The sequence below is a fragment of the Saccharopolyspora phatthalungensis genome (assembly GCF_014203395.1).
Taxonomy (GTDB): domain Bacteria; phylum Actinomycetota; class Actinomycetes; order Mycobacteriales; family Pseudonocardiaceae; genus Saccharopolyspora; species Saccharopolyspora phatthalungensis.
The window spans coordinates 4,753,026-4,771,413 of sequence record NZ_JACHIW010000001.1 but is presented as its reverse complement, the minus strand read 5'-3'; the positions used below and the strand labels follow the sequence as shown (position 1 = coordinate 4,771,413).

At 65.0% G+C, this 18,388-nt stretch carries 21 protein-coding genes; 10 read left to right on the top strand and 11 right to left on the bottom strand.

Features of this window, described 5'->3' with window-relative positions; translation table 11 throughout:
- Nucleotides 1–4 precede the first annotated feature (4 nt).
- Nucleotides 5–979: a dihydrodipicolinate synthase family protein gene (locus tag BJ970_RS21975; protein WP_184727975.1), complete on the bottom strand. Its 975-nt coding sequence runs from the start codon at nucleotides 977–979 to the stop codon at nucleotides 5–7.
- Between the two features lie 193 nt (nucleotides 980–1,172).
- Between BJ970_RS21975 and BJ970_RS21970 the strand changes: the two genes are divergently transcribed.
- The 3 genes from BJ970_RS21970 (at nucleotide 1,173) to BJ970_RS21960 (ending at nucleotide 3,544) form a co-directional block, all read left to right on the top strand.
- The gene (locus BJ970_RS21970) at nucleotides 1,173–1,802 is read left to right on the top strand and encodes a GntR family transcriptional regulator (RefSeq protein ID WP_184727974.1); all 630 of its coding nucleotides are present in this window, start codon (nucleotides 1,173–1,175) and stop codon (nucleotides 1,800–1,802) included.
- 194 nt (nucleotides 1,803–1,996) lie between these two features.
- Nucleotides 1,997–3,178, top strand: a complete 1,182-nt coding sequence (locus tag BJ970_RS21965) for a mandelate racemase/muconate lactonizing enzyme family protein (RefSeq protein WP_184727973.1) — start codon at nucleotides 1,997–1,999, stop codon at nucleotides 3,176–3,178.
- A 153-nt stretch (nucleotides 3,179–3,331) separates the two neighbouring features.
- Nucleotides 3,332–3,544: a hypothetical protein gene (locus BJ970_RS21960; RefSeq protein WP_184727972.1), complete on the top strand. Its 213-nt coding sequence runs from the start codon at nucleotides 3,332–3,334 to the stop codon at nucleotides 3,542–3,544.
- Between the two features lie 470 nt (nucleotides 3,545–4,014).
- On the opposite strand, the gene BJ970_RS21955 is transcribed toward BJ970_RS21960, so the two are convergent.
- Together BJ970_RS21955 and BJ970_RS21950 are read right to left on the bottom strand one after the other, a co-directional pair.
- On the bottom strand, nucleotides 4,015–4,896 hold the full coding sequence (locus tag BJ970_RS21955; protein WP_281399593.1) for an MIP/aquaporin family protein: 882 nt from the start codon (nucleotides 4,894–4,896) through the stop codon (nucleotides 4,015–4,017).
- 97 nt (nucleotides 4,897–4,993) lie between these two features.
- Nucleotides 4,994–5,944, bottom strand: coding sequence for an alpha/beta fold hydrolase (locus BJ970_RS21950; protein ID WP_184727970.1), 951 nt, complete (start codon nucleotides 5,942–5,944; stop codon nucleotides 4,994–4,996).
- A gap of 202 nt (nucleotides 5,945–6,146) precedes the next feature.
- On the opposite strand from BJ970_RS21950, the gene BJ970_RS21945 reads away from it, so the two are divergent.
- Complete coding sequence (locus BJ970_RS21945) at nucleotides 6,147–6,767, top strand: TetR/AcrR family transcriptional regulator (protein WP_184727969.1); 621 nt, start codon at nucleotides 6,147–6,149, stop codon at nucleotides 6,765–6,767.
- Nucleotides 6,768–6,911: 144 nt separating this feature from the next.
- On the opposite strand, the gene BJ970_RS21940 is transcribed toward BJ970_RS21945, so the two are convergent.
- Nucleotides 6,912–8,060 (bottom strand): carboxylate-amine ligase, encoded by a 1,149-nt coding sequence (locus tag BJ970_RS21940; protein WP_184727968.1) that lies wholly within the window; start codon nucleotides 8,058–8,060, stop codon nucleotides 6,912–6,914.
- Nucleotides 8,061–8,281: 221 nt separating this feature from the next.
- Nucleotides 8,282–8,542 carry a hypothetical protein gene (locus BJ970_RS21935; RefSeq protein ID WP_184729422.1) on the bottom strand — a complete coding sequence of 87 codons (261 nt, stop codon included), beginning with the start codon at nucleotides 8,540–8,542 and terminating at the stop codon, nucleotides 8,282–8,284.
- A 315-nt stretch (nucleotides 8,543–8,857) separates the two neighbouring features.
- On the opposite strand from BJ970_RS21935, the gene BJ970_RS21930 reads away from it, so the two are divergent.
- From BJ970_RS21930 to BJ970_RS21915, 4 genes are all read left to right on the top strand, one after another.
- Nucleotides 8,858–9,769 carry an L-histidine N(alpha)-methyltransferase gene (locus BJ970_RS21930; RefSeq protein ID WP_312864352.1) on the top strand — a complete coding sequence of 304 codons (912 nt, stop codon included), beginning with the start codon at nucleotides 8,858–8,860 and terminating at the stop codon, nucleotides 9,767–9,769.
- Nucleotides 9,770–9,832: 63 nt separating this feature from the next.
- The gene (locus tag BJ970_RS21925) at nucleotides 9,833–10,486 is read left to right on the top strand and encodes a HemK2/MTQ2 family protein methyltransferase (protein ID WP_312864351.1); all 654 of its coding nucleotides are present in this window, start codon (nucleotides 9,833–9,835) and stop codon (nucleotides 10,484–10,486) included.
- Nucleotides 10,479–10,727 (top strand): CDGSH iron-sulfur domain-containing protein, encoded by a 249-nt coding sequence (locus BJ970_RS21920; protein WP_184727966.1) that lies wholly within the window; start codon nucleotides 10,479–10,481, stop codon nucleotides 10,725–10,727. Before BJ970_RS21925 ends, BJ970_RS21920 begins: the two co-directional genes overlap by 8 nt.
- The gene (locus tag BJ970_RS21915) at nucleotides 10,687–11,700 is read left to right on the top strand and encodes an iron-containing redox enzyme family protein (protein ID WP_184727965.1); all 1,014 of its coding nucleotides are present in this window, start codon (nucleotides 10,687–10,689) and stop codon (nucleotides 11,698–11,700) included. The genes BJ970_RS21920 and BJ970_RS21915 overlap by 41 nt, the downstream gene beginning before the upstream one ends.
- A 268-nt stretch (nucleotides 11,701–11,968) precedes the next feature.
- On the opposite strand, the gene greA is transcribed toward BJ970_RS21915, so the two are convergent.
- The 4 genes from greA to BJ970_RS21895 form a co-directional block, all read right to left on the bottom strand.
- Nucleotides 11,969–12,439, bottom strand: a complete 471-nt coding sequence (gene greA, locus BJ970_RS21910) for a transcription elongation factor GreA (protein ID WP_184729277.1) — start codon at nucleotides 12,437–12,439, stop codon at nucleotides 11,969–11,971.
- A 263-nt stretch (nucleotides 12,440–12,702) separates the two neighbouring features.
- Nucleotides 12,703–13,272: a hemerythrin domain-containing protein gene (locus BJ970_RS21905; RefSeq protein ID WP_184727964.1), complete on the bottom strand. Its 570-nt coding sequence runs from the start codon at nucleotides 13,270–13,272 to the stop codon at nucleotides 12,703–12,705.
- A gap of 311 nt (nucleotides 13,273–13,583) precedes the next feature.
- Entirely contained in the window at nucleotides 13,584–14,534 is a 951-nt protein-coding gene (locus tag BJ970_RS21900) for a manganese catalase family protein (protein ID WP_184727963.1), read from the bottom strand.
- Nucleotides 14,535–14,782: 248 nt separating this feature from the next.
- On the bottom strand, nucleotides 14,783–15,040 hold the full coding sequence (locus BJ970_RS21895) for a molybdopterin-dependent oxidoreductase (RefSeq protein WP_312864461.1): 258 nt from the start codon (nucleotides 15,038–15,040) through the stop codon (nucleotides 14,783–14,785).
- 275 nt (nucleotides 15,041–15,315) lie between these two features.
- Between BJ970_RS21895 and BJ970_RS21890 the strand changes: the two genes are divergently transcribed.
- On the top strand, nucleotides 15,316–15,774 hold the full coding sequence (locus tag BJ970_RS21890) for an SRPBCC family protein (protein ID WP_184727962.1): 459 nt from the start codon (nucleotides 15,316–15,318) through the stop codon (nucleotides 15,772–15,774).
- A gap of 291 nt (nucleotides 15,775–16,065) precedes the next feature.
- Complete coding sequence (locus tag BJ970_RS21885; protein WP_184727961.1) at nucleotides 16,066–16,296, top strand: DUF2188 domain-containing protein; 231 nt, start codon at nucleotides 16,066–16,068, stop codon at nucleotides 16,294–16,296.
- Between the two features lie 214 nt (nucleotides 16,297–16,510).
- Here the strand turns inward: BJ970_RS21885 and BJ970_RS21880 are convergent, their stop codons facing one another.
- Both BJ970_RS21880 and BJ970_RS21875 read right to left on the bottom strand, forming a co-directional pair.
- Nucleotides 16,511–17,314, bottom strand: coding sequence for a cytochrome b family protein (locus tag BJ970_RS21880; RefSeq protein WP_184727960.1), 804 nt, complete (start codon nucleotides 17,312–17,314; stop codon nucleotides 16,511–16,513).
- 167 nt (nucleotides 17,315–17,481) lie between these two features.
- Entirely contained in the window at nucleotides 17,482–18,348 is an 867-nt protein-coding gene (locus BJ970_RS21875; protein WP_184727959.1) for an SDR family oxidoreductase, read from the bottom strand.
- Between the last annotated feature and the right edge of the window lie 40 nt (nucleotides 18,349–18,388).

Here is an 18,388-nt window from a genome sequence, read left to right as displayed (position 1 = left end):
TGCCTCAGCCCTTCAGGCCGGCGGCCGCAAGAGCCGTGGTGAGGGCCTCGACGGTCCCGGGCGTTGCGGGCAGGGCCGGCGGGCGTGGATCGCCGACCGGCTTGCCCGCCGCGGCCAGCGCCGCCTTGACGTTCTGCACGTAACCGCCGGACAGGACCGGCTGCTCCAGTTTCCAGATCGTCGACCAGATCTCGCGTGCGGCGGCGATGTCATTCTTGACCACTGCGGTTTCGTACAGTGCGACCGCGAGGGCGGGGAAGTAATTGGCGGCGCCCCATACCGAGCCGACCGCGCCGACCGCGTAGGTGGCCAGGGTGACTTCGTCCCAGCCGTTGAAGACCTTGATGTCGATCTCCGGGTCTTCGAGCAATTCGACCAGGAGGCTGAGATTGCCGGAAGACTCCTTCATATACGTGACGTTCGGGATCGCGGCGAGCTCCTTGAACTGATCGATCGTCAGGTCCAGCCCGGTCGTCTCCGGAATGTGGTAGTACATGATCGGCAGGTCGACCGAATCCGAGATCTTCTGGAAGTGGGCCAGCACCTCGGCCCAGGTGTTGGGCTCGAAATACGGCGGGATGACCATGATCGCCGCCGCGCCTTTGTCCTTGGCGTGCTGGCTTAGTTCGATCACCTCGGCGGTGTGCAGCGCGCCCGTGTGCGGCACAACCGGGATACGGCCGGCCACCTCGTCGATGACGATCTCGGTGACGAGCTTGCGCTCGTCCTTGGTCAGATTGATGAATTCACCGGTGCTCCCGCACGGGATGATGCCGTGCACTCCGGCGTCCACCAAGTCCGAGACGTGGCTGCGCAGACGCGGCTCGTCGACCGCACCGTCCTCGGAGAACGGGGTGGCGAGCGCGATGAGGATCCCGTGGAGGGTGGTGACGGATGTCATTGAGGTCCCTTCCTCGAAGCGGCAGAGCGAACTATTATCGATAATCTGTTCCCTGTCAACCCGCGAGGCTGCCCGCATGCCCGCCCCCGGGGGACGACTGCGATACTGGATCACGACTATCGATAAACGATTATCCTCATACCATGGAACTCCGCGGGCCTGATGGGCTCGACGGGGGCAGCTGTACGAGTCCAGAAGAGAGGTCGTGACGACGTTGTCCGCAACTGCGGTGCCTGCCGGTGGTCACAGGCAATCCCTACCTGTAACTTCGGTGCGCGAGGCGATTGTCGCGACGCTGCGTGAAGACATTGTCACCGGCTCCCTGACCGCGGGCACCCAACTCAAGCAGGATGACCTGGCGGCCAGGTTCGGGGTCTCCCCCGCCCCGATCCGCGAAGCGTTGCGCCAGCTCGAGAACGAGGGCCTCGTCGAGCATTTCCCGAACCGAGGCGTCTTCGTCACCGACATCAGCGCCGAGGACATCGTCAACCTGTTGCTCCCGGTGCGGCTCGCGATCGAGACGTTCGGCGTCAAGAAGAGCGCTGCCACCCGGCGAGAGCAACTCCTCTCGGAACTGGACGACATCGTGGGCCGGATGCGCGACGCCGCCGCGATCGACGACCTCCGCACCGTCAACGAGCTGGACGTGCAGTTCCATCAGACGATGGTGCACCTCTCCGGTTCGGAGCAGGCCATCCGGCTCTGGCACAGCGTGCATTCGCGGATCCGCGCGCAGATCTACCGGATGTCGACACGGCTCGAGTCCCCAACGGTCGTCGTCGACGATCATCAGGCGATCCTCGACGCCATTCGCAGTGACGACCCGGGCACCATCGACGAGGTGATGCACGAGCACATCATCGAGCATCCGACCGAGCAACTGCGCGGCCAGTCCGACTGACCAGCCCGCGCGCCACAACGACACACCGACGGCGATCAAGGACACTGGCAACAACAGCACCAGGAGTACCAGCGACGACGGGATCAACTTGCTTGTAACTCGTCGGCGCTGCGCACCGAGATGACTGTGACCGCTCGACAGTCGCACCAACTAACGATAATCTATAATCTGTAGCTTCGTGGAAAGGTGTGCCCGTGCGGATCGACGCCGTGGATTTCTTCTACGCGAGCATGCCGACGGTGACCACGGCGGTGGACGGGAGCCAGGATGCACTCCTCGTCCGAGTGCGTTCCGGTGACGACATCGGCTGGGGAGAGTGCGAGGCATCGCCGTTGGTCTCGATAGCGGCGTTCATGACACCGCCGTCCCATGGCGCCTGCCAGCCGGTGTCCGCCTCGGTACTCGGCCGTCGCCTCGACAAGCCCGAGGACATCCTCGCCATCTCGGCAGATGTGACCTATCGCAGCATGGACGTGCTTCAGGCATCCCACACCTACTCAGGCATCGAGATGGCGTTGTGGGATCTGCTCGGCAAACGCCGCGACGTTCCCGTCTGGTCGCTGCTCGGCTACGACCGCAGCCACGGGCGAATTCCTTACGCCTCAATCCTTTTCGGTGACACACCGGACGAAACCTACGACCGTGCACGAGAAATCCGCAGCCAGGGATTCGTCGCGGCGAAATTCGGGTGGGGCCCCTTCGGCCACGGCACACCGAACGACGACGCGGCACATCTCTTCGCGGCGCGTAACGGACTCGGCAACGACACGGCCCTCATGGTGGACGCCGGCCAGGTCTGGCGCACCGACGTCGACGCCGTTCGCGCCCGTTGGGATGTTCTCGTGGACGTCGACGCGACCTGGCTCGAAGAGCCGTTCACCGGCTCGGCATTCGATGCCTACGCCGCGATCTCGGCATCGACCGATCCCAGCCGTGGCCCTCGGCTCGCCGCCGGAGAGTCCTCGCACAACCCGCACATGGCCCGGCACCTGATCGACTACGGCAAAGTTGCCTATATCCAGATCGACACCGGCCGCGTCGGCGGAATTCACCCGGCGTACGAGGTGGCCCAGCACGCCGACCACCGTGGCGTGACATACGTGAACCACACGTTCACCTCACACCTGGCTCTTTCGGCAGCGCTGCAACCCTATGCCGGGCTACGGCGGCACCGATGGTGCGAATACCCGGTCGCGCTGAGTCCCCTCGCCCAGGCGGTCACCCCCGACCGCCTCGAACGCGACGAAGACGGCCTCGTCTCGGCGCCCGAGAAGCCGGGCCTCGGCGTCACTGTCGACCTCGATGCGCTGGCGCCGTACCTACACGACATACAGATCACCATCGACGGACATCCGGTATGGACCAGCGGCCAATGAAGCTCGACGGGCCTTCGCCGCGCTCCTGGACCGAGTGTCCTTACGTTCGCGACACTCGCCGTGGCCGGTCCGTTGTAGCGATTGCGGCAGTTCCTACGATGGACTATTGCTGCTCGATTTGGGGCAGCGCTTGGCGCTCGAAATGGGGGCAGCATGAGCGACCTGTGGCCACTACTCGCCCTGGTAGTTGCTCTGCTCGCCCTGGCTGGGGCTATCTACTGGGACCGGGTCCGCCCGGTCACGCCGCCGCCAGAGTGGTCAACCCCGCTGGATTTCGACATGCCCATCGACTTGGACGGCGACGGCGGTGGTGACGGTGGTGACGGGGGTGGCGGCGGTGGTGACGGGGGTGGCGGTGGCGACTGAATCCCAAAACGCCGAGCCGTGGGCAACCGTCTTGCGTCTGCTCCCGCTGCCCTACCCCAACTACCGCCAGGAGGGGGCGCCGTGACCACCGAACGGCAGCACGCACAGTACCGCGCCGAACACGACCTCATCGCCAATGCCACCGAGACGCTTCGGAAGCAGTCCCGCCAGCAGCACGTGCGATCGCTGCCGGTGAGGCCGAGGCGCTGCCTTGTTTTCCCGGCGAGATCGACAGCCGACGCACTGAATCTCGCCGACGAGCCACGTCAACGATCAGGGCCCGCTACGGCGTTGAGTTCGAGGACGCCTTTTCCTCACACGCTCGTCCCGGCGTGGGCGGGGTACGAGCCCGGATGGGCTGGCGCCACAGCCACCTGCGAACCTACAACAGGCCACCGACACGGGATCACCGCTGGACGTGGGCCCGGCTTCTCGCTCCAGTGCGTGTAGCAGTGGGCCGGAGAACACCGTCAAGGCGTCCAGTTTGCTGAACGCCTCTGGCAGGGTATTCGGGTGACGATCAGCGAGCGGATCGAGGAAGGCCGTCTTGAGCGGCGCGTGCTGGCGCGGGCCGCGTGGCGGTTGGAGCAGGCCGAGCCGTCCTCGCCCAAGCCTTCTACATCTGACTGCACCTTGCCCCAAAAGCGGATGCACCGGTAACAGTCTCGGGCACGGCTGATGCACAGTGCCAGAGTGGCCCCGGCTGGTGGCACGACAAGATAGAGCCACAACTGGTCGTAGATGCCGGAGACGACCGCCGGCCCGAAGGTGCGAGCCGGGTTCGTGCTCAGGCCCGACAGCGGAACGGCGACAACCGCCATCGCACCGTACAGCGCGGGGATGAGGTGGAACCCGGTCCGCAGGCTGATGCGGCCGCTCGTCAGAGCCAACACCGCGCATCCCAGAAGAGCCGTGCTGATCAGCTCGGACCCGATCGGCGCCCAGAGACTTACCCCAGGGGCCGGAGTCGTGGCCCCGTAGCCGACATCCGCGCCGAGCCGACCCCACAGCAGCAACAAGAAGGCACCTGGGATGGAGCCGGCGAGTTGCGCGGCGAAGTAGATCACGGCGACGTACGTGGGTTCTCCGGCGACCCACCGCATGAACGTGATCGCCGGGTTGTAATGGGAACTGATGCGGCCGAGCGGCGAAGCGATGATCGCCATGACAACGTAACCGAAGGCGAATCCGGAAAGGCTATGCAGCGCATGACCGCCCCACGACTTCCCCTGCAACAAGGGCCCGGCGATCCAGTTGGCTGCGATGATCGCGGAGACGCCGAGGAAGACCAGCATCGCACTGCCGATGAACTCCGCGCTCGCCCGGCGGAACAGGGACGGCCTGGTCGGCATCTTGGTTCGCTCACTCATGGATCTCTTTCGCGAAGTGCACGAGGACGTGGGGCCCGGAGCGGATCGAGCGCGCGGTCCGCTCCGGGGCGCGTTGTTCTCAGCTGAAGTGCTTGTAGGGGGCGAGGAACTCGCGCAGGGCGTCCAGCAGTGCGTCAGGGGCCTCCTCGGCGACATAGTGTCCACAGTGGGGGATCACGACACTGATGACGTCCTCCGCGACGCTGCGCATCTCGGTGCCGACGCTGTCGCCGCACGCGTCCTCGCCGGCGATGGCCAGCACCGGAAGGGTCAGTTTGTGCTTCTTACGCGCCTCGCTCTGCTCGATGGTCTGGTCGATGGCGCGGTAGTAGTCGAAGCTCGCGCGCAGAGCCTCGGGATCCCGCAACGTCTCGACGTAGTGGTCGACGGCGTACTGCGGGATCGCGGTTGGGGTCGCCGCCTTGGTGGCGAACTGGTGGCCGAAGTAGATCTCCTCGCGCCCTTGGACCAGACGTTCGTTGGCATCGAAGGCACGGTTGAAGTTGAAGTGCCACAGGAAGTCGTTGAGCCATCGGCTGCCGAGCAGGGGTGGTGAGGGCGAGATACCGGGGATGATGGCCTCGGCGACGGCGAGACGCTCGAGTCGTTCCGGGTGGTCCACCGCCATCGCGTATCCGGTCCACATCCCGATGTCGTGTCCCACCATCGCGAACTTCGGGTACCCGAGTGCGTCCATGAGCCGGACCATGTCGGTAGCCAGAGTCGCCGAGTCGTAGCCGTCCTTCGGCTTGTCCGACAGCCCGACACCACGCGGGTCAACCGCGACGACGGTGAAATCACGTGCCAGCGCCGGCATGACGAAACGCCATGCGTACCAGGTCTGCGGCCAGCCGCCGAGAAGGAGCAGCGCGGGTCCTTGCCCGCCGATCACGGCGTGCAGGCGAAGTCCGTCCACAGTGACGTACTCGCTGCGGAAGGTGGTGGTGAAATCGTCCGGGAGGTTCGGCGCACCGCTCACTGAACCGAAGCCCGACGGGACAGCCGTCCCGAGATCGTCGTGCAGGGTCATCAACTACTCCAAGGGTGGGCGGTCATGGGAGACCGCGAATTTTTTGTCGATCGTTATAAAAACAGGGCATGGGTGCCCCCACAAGGTCGAAACCTATTTTTGTGTCGAGTGGCACAAAAAGGTTCGTTCGCGGGGTGCACTCAGTACGCTGGTGGGCGCAGGTACCTATGCAGCAGCCGTGCCCGCGCCGAGGAGGATGTTCATGCCGGACGGGGGCAAGTCGCGACTTGGTCGACCGCGTGCTTTCGACGAGCACGAGGTGCTCGAACGAGCCATGCATTTGTTCTGGGAGAAGGGGTTCGACACGACCTCGATGTCCGATCTGGTCCGCGCGACCGGCATCAACTCCCCGAGCATCTATGGCGCTTTCGGCAGCAAGGAGCAGCTCTATCTACGCGCGGTGGGCCTGTATACCGAGATCGAGGGCGGACTCACGGCGCGTGCGATGTCGGAACACGGCACGGCGAAAGCTGCCATCGAGGCGATGCTCAAGCAGCACGTCGTCCTGTTCACGCGTTTCGATTCACCACGGGGCTGCCTGATCGTGATGGGAGCGGCCAACGCCTCGAGCGCGGGCGAGGAAGTGCGGAACTTGCTGGTGCGACACCGAGCCGAGATCGGTGAGACGATTCGCGCCCGGATCGTGCGGGCGGTCGAGGACGGAGAGCTTCCGTCGAGCTCGGACCCTGCTGCCCTGGCTCAGCTGTATCACGGGTTTCTCAATGGCCTGTCCATCCAGATCTCCGACGGAATTCCGCCAGAGGTCCTGTGCCTTGCCATCGACAACCTGATGGCCGGGTGGGGGGCACCTCTCGGACGTTGACGCGGCCCGTCGGCAACCCGTACCGACCATGCGCGCTCCGCGTTCGCCGTCGGCCCCTTCGATGGCGACCGAGTACGCCGATGGCTGACCGATGCCGCGCAACCGCTACCGGCTTGTCTTCTGCCGCGACAACGGTCAGCCTCTTTAATACTGAGCATTCAGGTGCCGCATTGTCTCGGCCAGGACGTAGTCCACGACCTCCTTGATATCGTCGCGCTGGCGATAAACCGCGCGCTGACGGCTCGCGGCACTGCCGCGCAACCGCAAGGTCTGCAACAACTGCGTGATCGACTCGACGTCGCCGTTCTCTTCCAGCACCGGGCGCAGATGTTCAACGAGATCGTCGAGGAGCTGCCAGGCGGGGACCAGCCGACCGGTGGTGACGTCGAGGGCATCTCCCTCGATTCCGCTCCGAGCGGCACGCCAGCAGGCAGCCCACAACATCTGGTCGTCGACGTGCTCGGGCCAGCGCACTAGGTCATCCCGCACAAGGGCGGCGGCGACCAATCCACGTGTGAGCCCGGCGAGCAGCACGGCCTCGTCTACGGTCGCGGCGGCGTCGGCGACCCGAACCTCCAACGTCGGCGCGTGCGTCGACGGTCGCGCATACCAGTAGAGCATGGCGGGGTCCAGCACCATGCCGGATGCCAGAAAACAGTCCAAAATGCGGCGGTAATGCGACACCGAGGTGATGTGGGGAGGCGGGCGTGCGGTCGGCAAACGCGACCAAAGGGCCAACCGCCAGCTCGCGTAGCCGGTGTCGACATCACGGTAGAACGGCGAATTGGTGGTGATCAGCAGGAGGGCTGGTAGCCACGAGCGCAGCCGGTTGCTCGCGCGCAGTGTCGACTCCAGATCGGGCGTGCCCACGTGAACGTGACACCCGCACACCCCCTGCCCCTCAATGATCGACCCGTATTCGGCGTACATCCGCCGATATCGCGGAGTGTCGGCGACCGGCGGAGGCCCCAGCTGTCCGGTCGGTGCCATCCCGACGGCGGCCAGTCGCCAGCCACGCTTAGCGGCAGCGGCCGCGAGCTCTGTCCGCAGGTGCGTCAACGACTGGCGCAGTTCATCCAGATCACGACACACTGAAGTCGCCGCCTCGATCTGAGCGGGGGCCAACTCGGGGTGTACCTCGCCATCGTCGTCGCCGTGCCGAATGCGCGAGACAGCCAACCCGTTGCCCGCAGGTTTCGAAGTCTCCGGGTCCACGAGCAGGAACTCCTCCTCTACTCCCAGAGTGGGGAGGGAGGACCGCCCGCCTCGGCGCCGATCGCCTGACCCAATCATTTCCGTGTCCGGCTGTCCGGGTAGCAGGCCACGTTCAATAGCATCGGTGCGTGCGCCGAACGGGCCATCGCCGCTGCCATACCCGCCTGCCGACGAGTTCAACCCTGGCAATCGGCCACACCCTGGCGGGCTCACCCACCTGAGCGGAGCGTCGTCGTCCTGGTTCAGCTACCACTCGCGGCCACCGGCGTTGGCGGCTCACCGCTCGCTGTCGGCGGTGATCACCACTGGCCATCCTGCGGCAGCAGGGGACCAAGCGGTCCGAGGTCGCGGTGGAGATCGTGGTAAAGACTTGGCCGATCGCGCAGCGCCGTTTCCGCAGCGCTGGAAGCGGATTCTGGGCAACTGACATCGACGCCGGCTGACTGCTCCCGGGCGAGCTCGCCGACCTGCTCGATGGCCTGCAACAACACCAGCCCGACCTCGGCCCAAGTCCGGCGGACGCAGTCACCGGCTCTGCGGAACGGGCCTTCGCGAGCCACCTCGAGTGCGCTCCAGCACTATTGCGGATCAGGTGTTTTCGGTGGGTCTTTCGGGTAGCACGCGGTATATGACTCTGATAGAAGATGCAATGAGCGCCGAGCCGACCACCTGTACTGCCGCACAGTCAACAGGGAGCGTCGGTTAGGACGTGGTAGCCGGCCAGAAGAGCCTCAAAAACCACAGTCTTGGCGAACCATGCGAGCTGCGAGTTCCAAGACGCCCAGCAACGAACGTTGGTGAACCAGTTGGAAGGCCGCACTCGGATCGAATCCGTAGATGGTGACACCGGTTTCTGGACCGATAGCGAGGCACTCGTGAACTGTTTGCGCGAGTCACCGCCTCGAATTCCGCCGCACTTCGGCTACGACGCGCTCGGTTCGGAGCTCTTCGAGGAGATCACCAAGCTACCGGACTACTACCTGACCCGCGTGGAGGACGGCTTGTTACAGCGTCATGTTGACGCGATCGCGGACGAGCTTGGAACACCGTGGGTCGTGGAGCTAGGCAGCGGCAGCGCCAAGAAGACACGTGGTCTCCTCGCCGCGTGCGCCGCCCGGCGTCGGACGACGTTCCTGCCCATCGACGTCAGTCGTGAAATGCTCATTTCCAGTGCGGACTTGCTCGCCGCTGACTGCCGCGACGTGACCGTGCGAGGGTTGTGGGGCCGGTACGAAGCGGGGCTTCGATGGATCCGCGTAGAACGGTCAGCCCCGGTCACGATGATGCTGCTGGGAAGCACGCTGGGGAACACGACCCCCACCGAACGTCACTCCCTGCTCGCCGAGATCACCCGCACACTCGCATCCGGGGACCGCTTCCTGGTTTCGGCTGACCTGATCAAACCGGCCCACATCCTCGAACCGTGCTACAACGATCCGCCGGGCCATTCCGCGTTCGTGCGCTTCCGGCTCAACCACCTGGCACACCTCAATCGGTGCTTCGACGGCGATTTCGTGCTCGACCGCTTCCAGGCACGGGCCCACTACAACGAACACACCCGCACGGTGGAGGGGCATCTCTACGCCGCGACGGATCATGGGGCGAAACTGCACGCGCTGGGAGTGGAGCTGAAGTTCCGGGTTGGCGATTCGATCAACGTCGGGTTTTCCGCGAAGTTCGACCCGGCACGCTTCATCGACGACATGCGCCACTTCGGCCTCGTCCACCACACGCACTGGATAGACCAGCGCTGGCAGTACGGCCTCTTCCTATTCCACCGCCGCTGAATTTCGCCGCGAGGTACCGGACGCGCGATGTTTCACCCTTAACGGGAGGGGTATCAGGCAGGAGTGCTCCTCGTGCGACCTCCCGGGGTATATCGGGTAGCCAACGACACTTCGTTGTTGGCAGATGTCATGCGCCGAGGACGCTACGCACAGGGACGGCGTGTCCTGGACGTTGGCTGCGGAACGGGCGCACTCGCCCTGGAGGCAGCACGCGCCGGAGCCGCATCGGTCACGGCAGTCGACCTGTCCCTGCGATCTATCGCCGCGACTTGGCTCAACGCCCGGGCGCACCGAATCTCGGTCCACGTTCGCCGCGGTGACCTTTTCGAACCCGTGCAGGGTAAGCAGTTCGATCTTCTGCTGGCAAACCCGCCCTACGTGCCCGCATCCACTTCGACGCTCCCCCGCCACCGGCTCGCCCGCTGCTGGGACGCCGGGGTCGACGGCAGGCAGATACTCGACCGAATCTGCGCGGGGTCTGCTCAGGCACTCACCAGCGGCGGAATGGCCTTGATCGTGCAATCCGAGGTGTGCAATGAGAACGCGACCGCGGCGCGCCTGGCGGAAGTTGGCCTGCGAGCACAAGTTGTGGCGCGATCGATCGTGCCGTTCGGTCCGGTAATGCGAGCCCGCGCCGCGCTCCTCGAAGATCGCGGCCTGTTGGAGCCCGGCCGCCGAGAAGAGGAAATCGTCGTCGTGGAGGCCTACCGTGGCTGACCGCTTCCCCACACGGGTCGAGATCACCGGGGAGGGACCTGTTCTCATCCACGGCCCGGTCGAACTGTTCACACCAGACGGACGGCGCGTGCGCTGCGAACGCGCGGTCACGGCTCTGTGCACATGCCGGCGGAGTCGTCGCTACCCGATGTGCGACACCAGCCATCGCCGCTGCGCCCGAAGCCGCCGGAGGGAGCACGATGACCACCAAGACCAGACCGAAACCGATCAGCGGCGCTGAGACCCCAGAACTGCCCGGCGCCCGTGGCCCCCTATCAGCCGAAGTTCTCGAAGCCCTTCGCGGCAGGCTCGCTCCGGCACTGCCCCAGTACGACATCGAAGCCTACGGTCAAGACCTGCAGCTCGCCCTCTACTGCCTTTACGAGCTGCACTACCGCGGCTTTCGCGGTGTCGACCCCGAATTGGAATGGAACCCCACGCTGTTGGCGCTCCGCCAAGAGCTGGAGCGGATATTTCTCGCCGCGCTGCGTGCGGATGTCCCCGCAGGCGATGACGTGGAAGCCGAACTGCGAAGCCTTCTCGCCGATGCCTGGGGCATCACGCACTGCCTCCGTCGTGACGGGCAGCTGTGGCAGCTACGCGAGTACGTAGCACACCGGTCGCTGTACCACCTCAAGGAAGCCGACCCCCAAGCCTGGGTAATTCCCCGGCTCTCCGGAGCGGCCAAGGCCGCCTTGGTCACCATTGAACATGACGAATACGGTGCTGGCGCCCCCGAGCGCATGCACTCCCACCTCTTTTCCAGGATGATGCGGGCCCTCGGCATGGAGGACCGCTACGGCGCCTACCTCGATTCCGTGCCGGCCGAAACACTCGCCGAAGTCAATCTGATGTCGATGTGCGGACTACACCGCGATCTGAGGGGCGCCTTGCTGGGCCAGTTCGCCACAGTCGAGCTCACCTCCTCTCCTGGCTCTGATCGCCTCGTCCAGGCGATGCGACGGCTGGGCTGCAGCCCGGAGGCAACGGAGTTCTACGCCGAGCACATCGAAGCCGACGCGGTCCACGAACAACTGGTCAGACGGGGTGTCCTTGCGCCCTTGCTGAAGGCCGAGCCAGAACTCGCGACCGACGTCGTATTCGGCATCCGCGCCAGCACCCACCTGGCCGCCAAACTCGAAGCACTGCTGCTCGACCGATGGGCCCACAACCAGAGCTCGCTTCTGGCGCGCCACGACCAGGAACCGTGTTAGCGCCATGTGAAGCGATGACGATCAACCGTCTGCTGTCCTCCGACTGGCGATGTCCGCGCTTACCCGCCGCATAACGAGCGATTCGGTCGAGCGCCGCCACCGATCGAGCCGGGTTGCCGAAATGCACTCCACCGAACTCTTGCGGCTCGTTGGTGCGGCCAATGTCTCGTCAGCGTCGACCGGAAGCAGTGGCGGTGGCTATCACGATCGGTGCCATGGTCTGGTCCATTGAAACAACCGACGCGAACGGCGCACCGGGTCGAACGGATCAGGCTTGGTAGGGCACCGCATCGACCAGTTTCACCCGCATGCTGCGCCCGTCGGGAAGCTCATACTCCCGAGTCTCCCCTTTCCGCGCTCCCAGCAACGAGTGGCCGAGCGGCGACTCCGGTGAGTAGACCTCCAGGTCGCCGTGCATGCCCGCCGCTCGCGTCGCCAGAAGAAACGTTTCAGTGTCGTTGTCCTCGTAGCGCACCGTGATGACCATCCCCGGCTCGACGACACCACCAGCCGTCGGACGCTCCTCGACCTTCGCGTCCCGCAACAGCTGTTGCAGCTGCCGGATCCGGGCTTCCTCATTGCCCTGTTCCTCCCTGACCGCACGGTAAGCGTCGTTTTCCCGGAGATCGCCTTCCTGCCGACGCGCGTCGATCTCCGCGGCGATGATCGGGCGGTGCGCGAGCAGCTCGTGCAGCTCGCATTGCAGCCGCTCATAAGCCTCCCGAGTCAGCCACACCATGTGCGACTCATTCACGCCAACCACTCCTCACAGGCGTTCCCGCAGGCGGACTGCCCAGAGCCGACGTTGCTGGCAAGGACGCATTCGAGCCGTTCCCGCTCCCCTGCAATGCCAAATACCAGTGGCAGCGGTCATCTCATCAAACTGCCTTGGAATCGTCCTGGGCAACACATCCGGCGTGAGCAAGGTGTCTATCGCCACTCTCTGCCGATCGCTGAGCCCGCGCACCGAGGAACGTATCCCGGTGTCTACGTCCTTCGACGTCATCGACCGCGATGGGAAAGGGCGTCCCGCATTCGGTCGATCAAACCTACTCCAGGGTCAAGCAGCATATTGGCTGGCGGACGATCTGGCGCGGAGGGGTGCGGACGGGTGGGTGCGACCTTCTTCGCTGACGTTATCTTGTCGCCCAGCTCATCTAGCTGTTCCCGCGTACACGCCTGCTTTAGACGTGGGAACAGATCGCGTTCTTCCTCCTCGACGTGATGGCGGACCTCGTCGATCAACTGCCGCGTCAGGTGGTCGAAATCCGCGTCCGTGGGGTTCAGCCCCTCCAGGCGCTTCATCAACTCCTCGGCCTCTGCGTGTTCGGCGATCTCATGGTCGGCGAGTTCGGCGCCGTCGGGCAGAGTTTGCCGCGCGGCAGGGTAGAGGTACTGCTCCTCTGCGACGGAATGGCGTACGAGCTCGGTGATGATGTGATCGACCAAGCTGCGACGTTGCTCATCGGACAGGCCGCCACGTTCGTAGTCCGCAAACGCCTGCTCGACCTCGCGGTGGTCGGTGACCAGTTCGTCGATCAGGTCGCCACGCTGCCGTGTTTCGGGTGACATGATGCTTCCTCCGAGGAAATCGGCTCAGGACCCTCGCGTATTAACGATTTCCTGCTCTCACACCGGCTAAACCTCAGGGTCCGCCCATAGCGGCACTGCTGCGCTCCAGAGCAACAGCGAGGCCGGTCTGGTACGGCTGATCTATGCCCTACGTCGCAGAGGTTGGCGTTTCTTCTCCCCGACTCCGCACTAGCGCGCCGTCAACCCTGCCCGCTGTGTTTCCCGCCGACATTCGGGGCCATGCGGCCCAGCCGGTCGGCGCGCGCTTCGGTTGGCAGTCGTTCTTGGAGGTGGTTACGGCGTCATACCGGCTAGCTGGTGGGCCCGTAGCGCCACGGCTCGTCGGCCTCAGCGAGTTCCTGTTCCGCCGTGGCCTGCACAAGCTCGAGCAGCGCGGGATCAAGGCCCGGGGCGAACTCCTCGGGACGAGGGTCGGCGATCTCGATGGGAACGCCTTCCGGAGCCTGTGCCGTGGTCAGCGTGCCATCATCATCCGAGGGCGACGCCTCCCGGAAAATCTTGCCCGCCTCGGAAAGGTGGTCGAGGTCGAAGGTGTACTGCTTGTTCTCCAGACCTTGCTCCAGCAACGCCGCAACTTCCGGGTATCGCTCCGCCCGCGTCTTGGGGATCGGCAGCACTTTCCCCCAGTCGACCCCCAAGGTTTCCAGGGCTCGGGCGTAGGCGTTCTCGTGGGCCTGGTCACGCACGATCAAATAGGCCACCGTGGAGCGCAACGTGCGATTCGAGCTCATCTCGTAGATCCGGCACTTCTGCAACCGCCCGGTCGACTCGAGCATCAAGTTGTACAGCAGATCCAGCACCAGGTTCCCGCTGTTGTAAACGTAGGAACCGGACCATGGGTTGCCCACGGCATCCACTGGCAAGGCCCCTTGGGCCCCGACGAGGAAATGATGGATGTTCCCCTGGGACAATGCATTCGACAGCGGGGTGACACCCCCGGCGGCAGGTTCGTCGAGGGCGGTCGGTGACCCCTGGTAGCGCGGAGATCCGTCGGTGAGCCGCGCGATGGTGGTCGCGATCAGCTCTACATGGCTGATCTCCTCGGTGCCAATTCCGTGCAACAGGTCACGGTATGGTTTTGCTTCCGCATTGCGGAAGTTGAAGCTCTGGAACAGGTACTGCAACATCGTCCGCATCTCGCCGAACTGGCCACCCAAGCCTTCCTGCAGGGCATTGGCCGCGCCCGGGTCGGGCTCGTCCGGCACGATCTCATTGATCATGCGTTGCACATGAAAGAACATGACCATCCTCCCTCGCGCCTTGCGCGGAGCGCACTGCGCATCGGCACAGGCGCCTGTGCATGGTTGTTTATTGATGGCGAAGGCGCCGATCAGGCAGGGCTAGCCGGTCCGTGCGAGACCGCCTCACCGCCATCAGGCCTCACCTCGCCCCAGTGCGCTCCGAGCCACCTCGGTGCTTCCGGGCACGTTCACGCGCCGGCCGGCTCGTGTTCAACAGCTGCATCCCGCAGACCACGCCGCGCTGAATCTCATCGAGCTCCCACGAGGACTCCGCACGACGCCCTGACCGGAGGCGCTTCGGGCGCGCCTCCAGCCTGCGCCCCCGCAACGGGTCTCGCAGGGCAGGGTGCCCCGTGCACGGCCGGCAGCCAAGCGTGGTTCATCGCCCATGCCAGCAGGACTTCGCCGCTGCGGGCCTTCGAAGCAGGGATCGAGGCACCGAACCGTCCTGGCGGGGAGGCGATCTCGGAAACGTGGTGCTTCGAAAGGGGACGTGCCCGGCACACCGAGTAGATCGCCGCACGAACCTTCGACGAGGACCGGCTCAACGCGGTCGGGCGAAACAGCAGAGCAAGACGGATCCGGCCGGTACGGGCCCGGTTGCCGGACCAAGAAGCAGCTGTACCAGGATGCGCGACGGTAGAACATCAATCCCATGACCATGACGTGACGTCCGTGGCTCCGACCGCGTGATCCTGTAGGGGGCCGATTCTGGTTTTTCCGCGACGCTGATGGGTAGTCAATGTGGGGTCACACCTTCCGACAGAGCGGAGAACGTCCGATGGGATCGGCAGCGCACTATCTGGAAATCAACGCACCTGCCCAACGGTGCTACGACTGGTGGCGGCCGTTGACGCACGTTCCCGAGATCTTCCCTGACGTCGAGCGGGTGGAGCCGATCACCGGCCAGGCCGGCGACACTCACTGGGTCGTGACCGGCCCGGCAGGCAAGAAGGTCGAGTGGGACGCCCGGATCGTCGAGGACGAACCGGGCCGCAAGGTGGCCTGGAAATCGATGGAGGAAGGGACGGCGAAGAGCACCACCGTGGCCAACGCGGGCGTTGTGCGCTTCGACGACCACGGCGACACGACCGGTGTCGAGGTGAGCTTGCAGTACGACGCGCCCGGTGGAACTGCTGGCGAAGTGGCTGCCACCTTGTTCGCCGACCCGCAGAAGAAGATCGAGCGAGCCCTCGACTCGTTCAAAAACCTCATGGAGTCCGCACAAACAGGCCGCTGACCACTCGGCGTCGCAGAAGCTTGCGACGTCCTCTTTGGACCACGTGGCGAGGTGGGGGGCAGCCGTTGATCACGATGATGTAGCCGACTGGTTGTCGGCGGCTGAGCGATCTCAGCACCATCCTGCCAGGATCAGAACGCCGGACCTGATCAGCTACGCCCTCAACCGCGCCCCCGCCGCTGTGCATGCCCCTGCGGGGCACTTGCGCGGCGAACGCCGGTGGTTCGGAGTCGGCGCGACCGGGTATGCCGGGAACCAGTGGCCGCACATGCAAGGTGAGGGGGATCGGCGATGGCTACCCGGCACGTAGCTCCGCATCCAGATGGTGGGTGGCAGGTGACCGACCCGGTCGGCCACGACTCGCCGGGGCACACCACCACCCAAGAAGAAGCGGTCGCAACGGCGCACGAGCAACTCGTCCGCGACGGTGGCGGTGAACTCGTCATCCACGGCACCGACGGCAAGGTCCGCGACAAGCGCACCGTGCCACCTGGCCACGATCCCTACCCACCGCCCGGCTGATCGAGGGCAGCAGTCGAATCACGTGTCCTCCGCGAGACGCCGCCACAGTTCCCGACGACGAGCAGCTAAAACCTGTTCGGCTCCCGCGAGAACTTCGCGCTTTCTTCTGCCAACAGGCCACTTGGCGGGTGTGCCGCCGGATTCGGGTCCGTTGTTTTCACCGCCAGCAGCGGATTAGGGCGAGCGGAGAGGCGCCCAACGACAAGTGCATCGCTCACCAGCGGCAGGCTTGGCCTCGCCCAGCGGTGCGTCGGGCCGCTCCCCACGGTAGTGACGAGCAGTGCTGCGGTGGTGGAGCTGGCGGGGTTGGGGCGTCAAGCGGAGCGGTCAGTATTCTGGGCGCCTTGCCGTTGGGTGGCAGTGGGCAGTCGGTTCCCGTAGCGCGGTCAAGCGCATGCTGATCTCCGAGGACGTAAGCGATCGCGGGCAGGACGAATACTGCGATGCGTCCCGCCCACACCAACCACTCGAACGGAATGCTGAACGCGGCTGCGAGTACGTCGTCTCCTCCCGCACCCAGCAGCACGAGATAAAAGGTGATAGCCATGGCACCGATTCCGGTTCGCGCCGCGTTGTCCCGGGGCCTCTGCAGAATATTGTGGCGCGCCCTGTCTCGGGTGACCAGCCGCTCCAGGAACGGATAGATCCCGGCGATGAGGAACATGACCGCGGGCAGCGCGATACCGGGCCAGAACGGGGCCGGCACGGCGAACGGCCCAATGTTGATGTCCCACGGCGGAAAAAGCCGCAAAGCGCCGATCAGGAACCCGATGTACCAGTCCGGCTGCACCCCGGTCGAGCTATCCGACGGCGTGTACGGCCCCCACAGGAACACCGGGTTGATCTGGAAGACCGCCCCGAGCAGCGAGACCACCCCGACCACGGCCACTCCGTTGGCCAGCGTCCTGGCCATGAACCCCGGGGCGGCCCGGTCGCCGACCACGTTGGTCTCGCGAGCTCCGGGGCCACGGAAGTGGGAGCGCTTCTGATACCACACCAACAACAAGTGCACGGACACCAGCGCGAACCTTTGGGGCGAGCCAGAGTGGTGATCTTGACGAGATTGTGGACGAGGAGGCCGTGGCCGCACCAGGGCCAATCCGACCCGGTGCTCCGTGTTGAGGACTGCGACCACGGGTGTCGCCGGTCAAGAACACCACCCTCGCGTTCTGCATCTAGCACCCGTCAGCCGGGGTGCGTCTCACCGCCGACCGGCGCGATCACTTCGCCCGTGTAATAACTCGACAAGCGTTCCGAAGCGAAGAACACATACGACGGTGCGATCTCATCCGGGTGCCCCATGCGCTGCATCGGCGTCTGGTTCCCGAAGCCCTCCACCTTTTCCTCGCCGAACGTGGACGGGATCAGCGGCGTCCACACCGGCCCAGGCGCTACGCAGTTGACCCGAATGCCCGTTGCGGCAAGCGATTGAGCCAGCGATTGCGTGAACACGTGCACGGCTCCCTTGCTGGCCGAATAATCCATCAAGCCAGCGTTGCCGCGCAGGCCGTTCACCGAGCCGGTGTTGACTATCGCTCCTCCGCTGCCGAGATGCCGCAGCGCGGCCTTGCACAGCCAGAACAGCGAATACACGTTGACCTTGAAAGTCCGGTCGAACTGCTCGGTGCTGATGGCATCGAGGTCCCGTTGCGGAGCTTGTGTGCCCGCGTGGTTGACCAAGACGTCCAAGCCGCCCATTCGATCGGCAGCCTCCTCCACCACATGTGTGCAGAACTGCTCGTCACTGAGGTCGCCCCGCATCAAATAGCAGTCACGGCCCTGCTCACGCACCAGCGCTGCGGTGTGTTCGGCGTCTTCGTCCTCGCTCGTGTCGAGATAGGCGATGGCGACAGTGGCTCCTTCCTTGGCGAACGCCACCGCCACAGCCCGGCCGATGCCCGAATCGCCACCGGTGATCAGAGCCTTCTTCCCGGCAAGATGCCCAGCACCGACATAACCAGCCATCTCGTCGCGGGGGCTGGGCTCCATCGGAGCCGTGGTACCGGGCGGTGTCTGCTGTTGGCCTGGTGCGGTGGTAGGCAGCTCCGACATCGCACGTCCCTCCCTTGACATTCGGCGCTCTAGACGGGCC

Excerpts from the sequence above, each read along its gene's own strand:
- BJ970_RS21975 (WP_184727975.1), bottom strand. The coding sequence starts at position 979 with ATGCGGGCAGCCTCGCGGGTTGACAGGGAACAGATTATCGATAATAGT.
- BJ970_RS21960 (WP_184727972.1), top strand. The coding sequence starts at position 3,332 with ATGAGCGACCTGTGGCCACTACTCGCCCTGGTAGTTGCTCTGCTCGCC.
- BJ970_RS21955 (WP_281399593.1), bottom strand. The coding sequence starts at position 4,896 with ATGCCGACCAGGCCGTCCCTGTTCCGCCGGGCGAGCGCGGAGTTCATC.
- BJ970_RS21950 (WP_184727970.1), bottom strand. The coding sequence starts at position 5,944 with ATGACCCTGCACGACGATCTCGGGACGGCTGTCCCGTCGGGCTTCGGT.
- BJ970_RS21945 (WP_184727969.1), top strand. The coding sequence starts at position 6,147 with ATGCCGGACGGGGGCAAGTCGCGACTTGGTCGACCGCGTGCTTTCGAC.
- BJ970_RS21940 (WP_184727968.1), bottom strand. The coding sequence starts at position 8,060 with ATGATTGGGTCAGGCGATCGGCGCCGAGGCGGGCGGTCCTCCCTCCCC.
- BJ970_RS21915 (WP_184727965.1), top strand. The coding sequence starts at position 10,687 with ATGACCACCAAGACCAGACCGAAACCGATCAGCGGCGCTGAGACCCCA.
- greA (WP_184729277.1), bottom strand. The coding sequence starts at position 12,439 with ATGGTGTGGCTGACTCGGGAGGCTTATGAGCGGCTGCAATGCGAGCTG.
- BJ970_RS21905 (WP_184727964.1), bottom strand. The coding sequence starts at position 13,272 with ATGTCACCCGAAACACGGCAGCGTGGCGACCTGATCGACGAACTGGTC.
- BJ970_RS21900 (WP_184727963.1), bottom strand. The coding sequence starts at position 14,534 with ATGTTCTTTCATGTGCAACGCATGATCAATGAGATCGTGCCGGACGAG.
- BJ970_RS21890 (WP_184727962.1), top strand. The coding sequence starts at position 15,316 with ATGGGATCGGCAGCGCACTATCTGGAAATCAACGCACCTGCCCAACGG.
- BJ970_RS21885 (WP_184727961.1), top strand. The coding sequence starts at position 16,066 with ATGGCTACCCGGCACGTAGCTCCGCATCCAGATGGTGGGTGGCAGGTG.
- BJ970_RS21875 (WP_184727959.1), bottom strand. The coding sequence starts at position 18,348 with ATGTCGGAGCTGCCTACCACCGCACCAGGCCAACAGCAGACACCGCCC.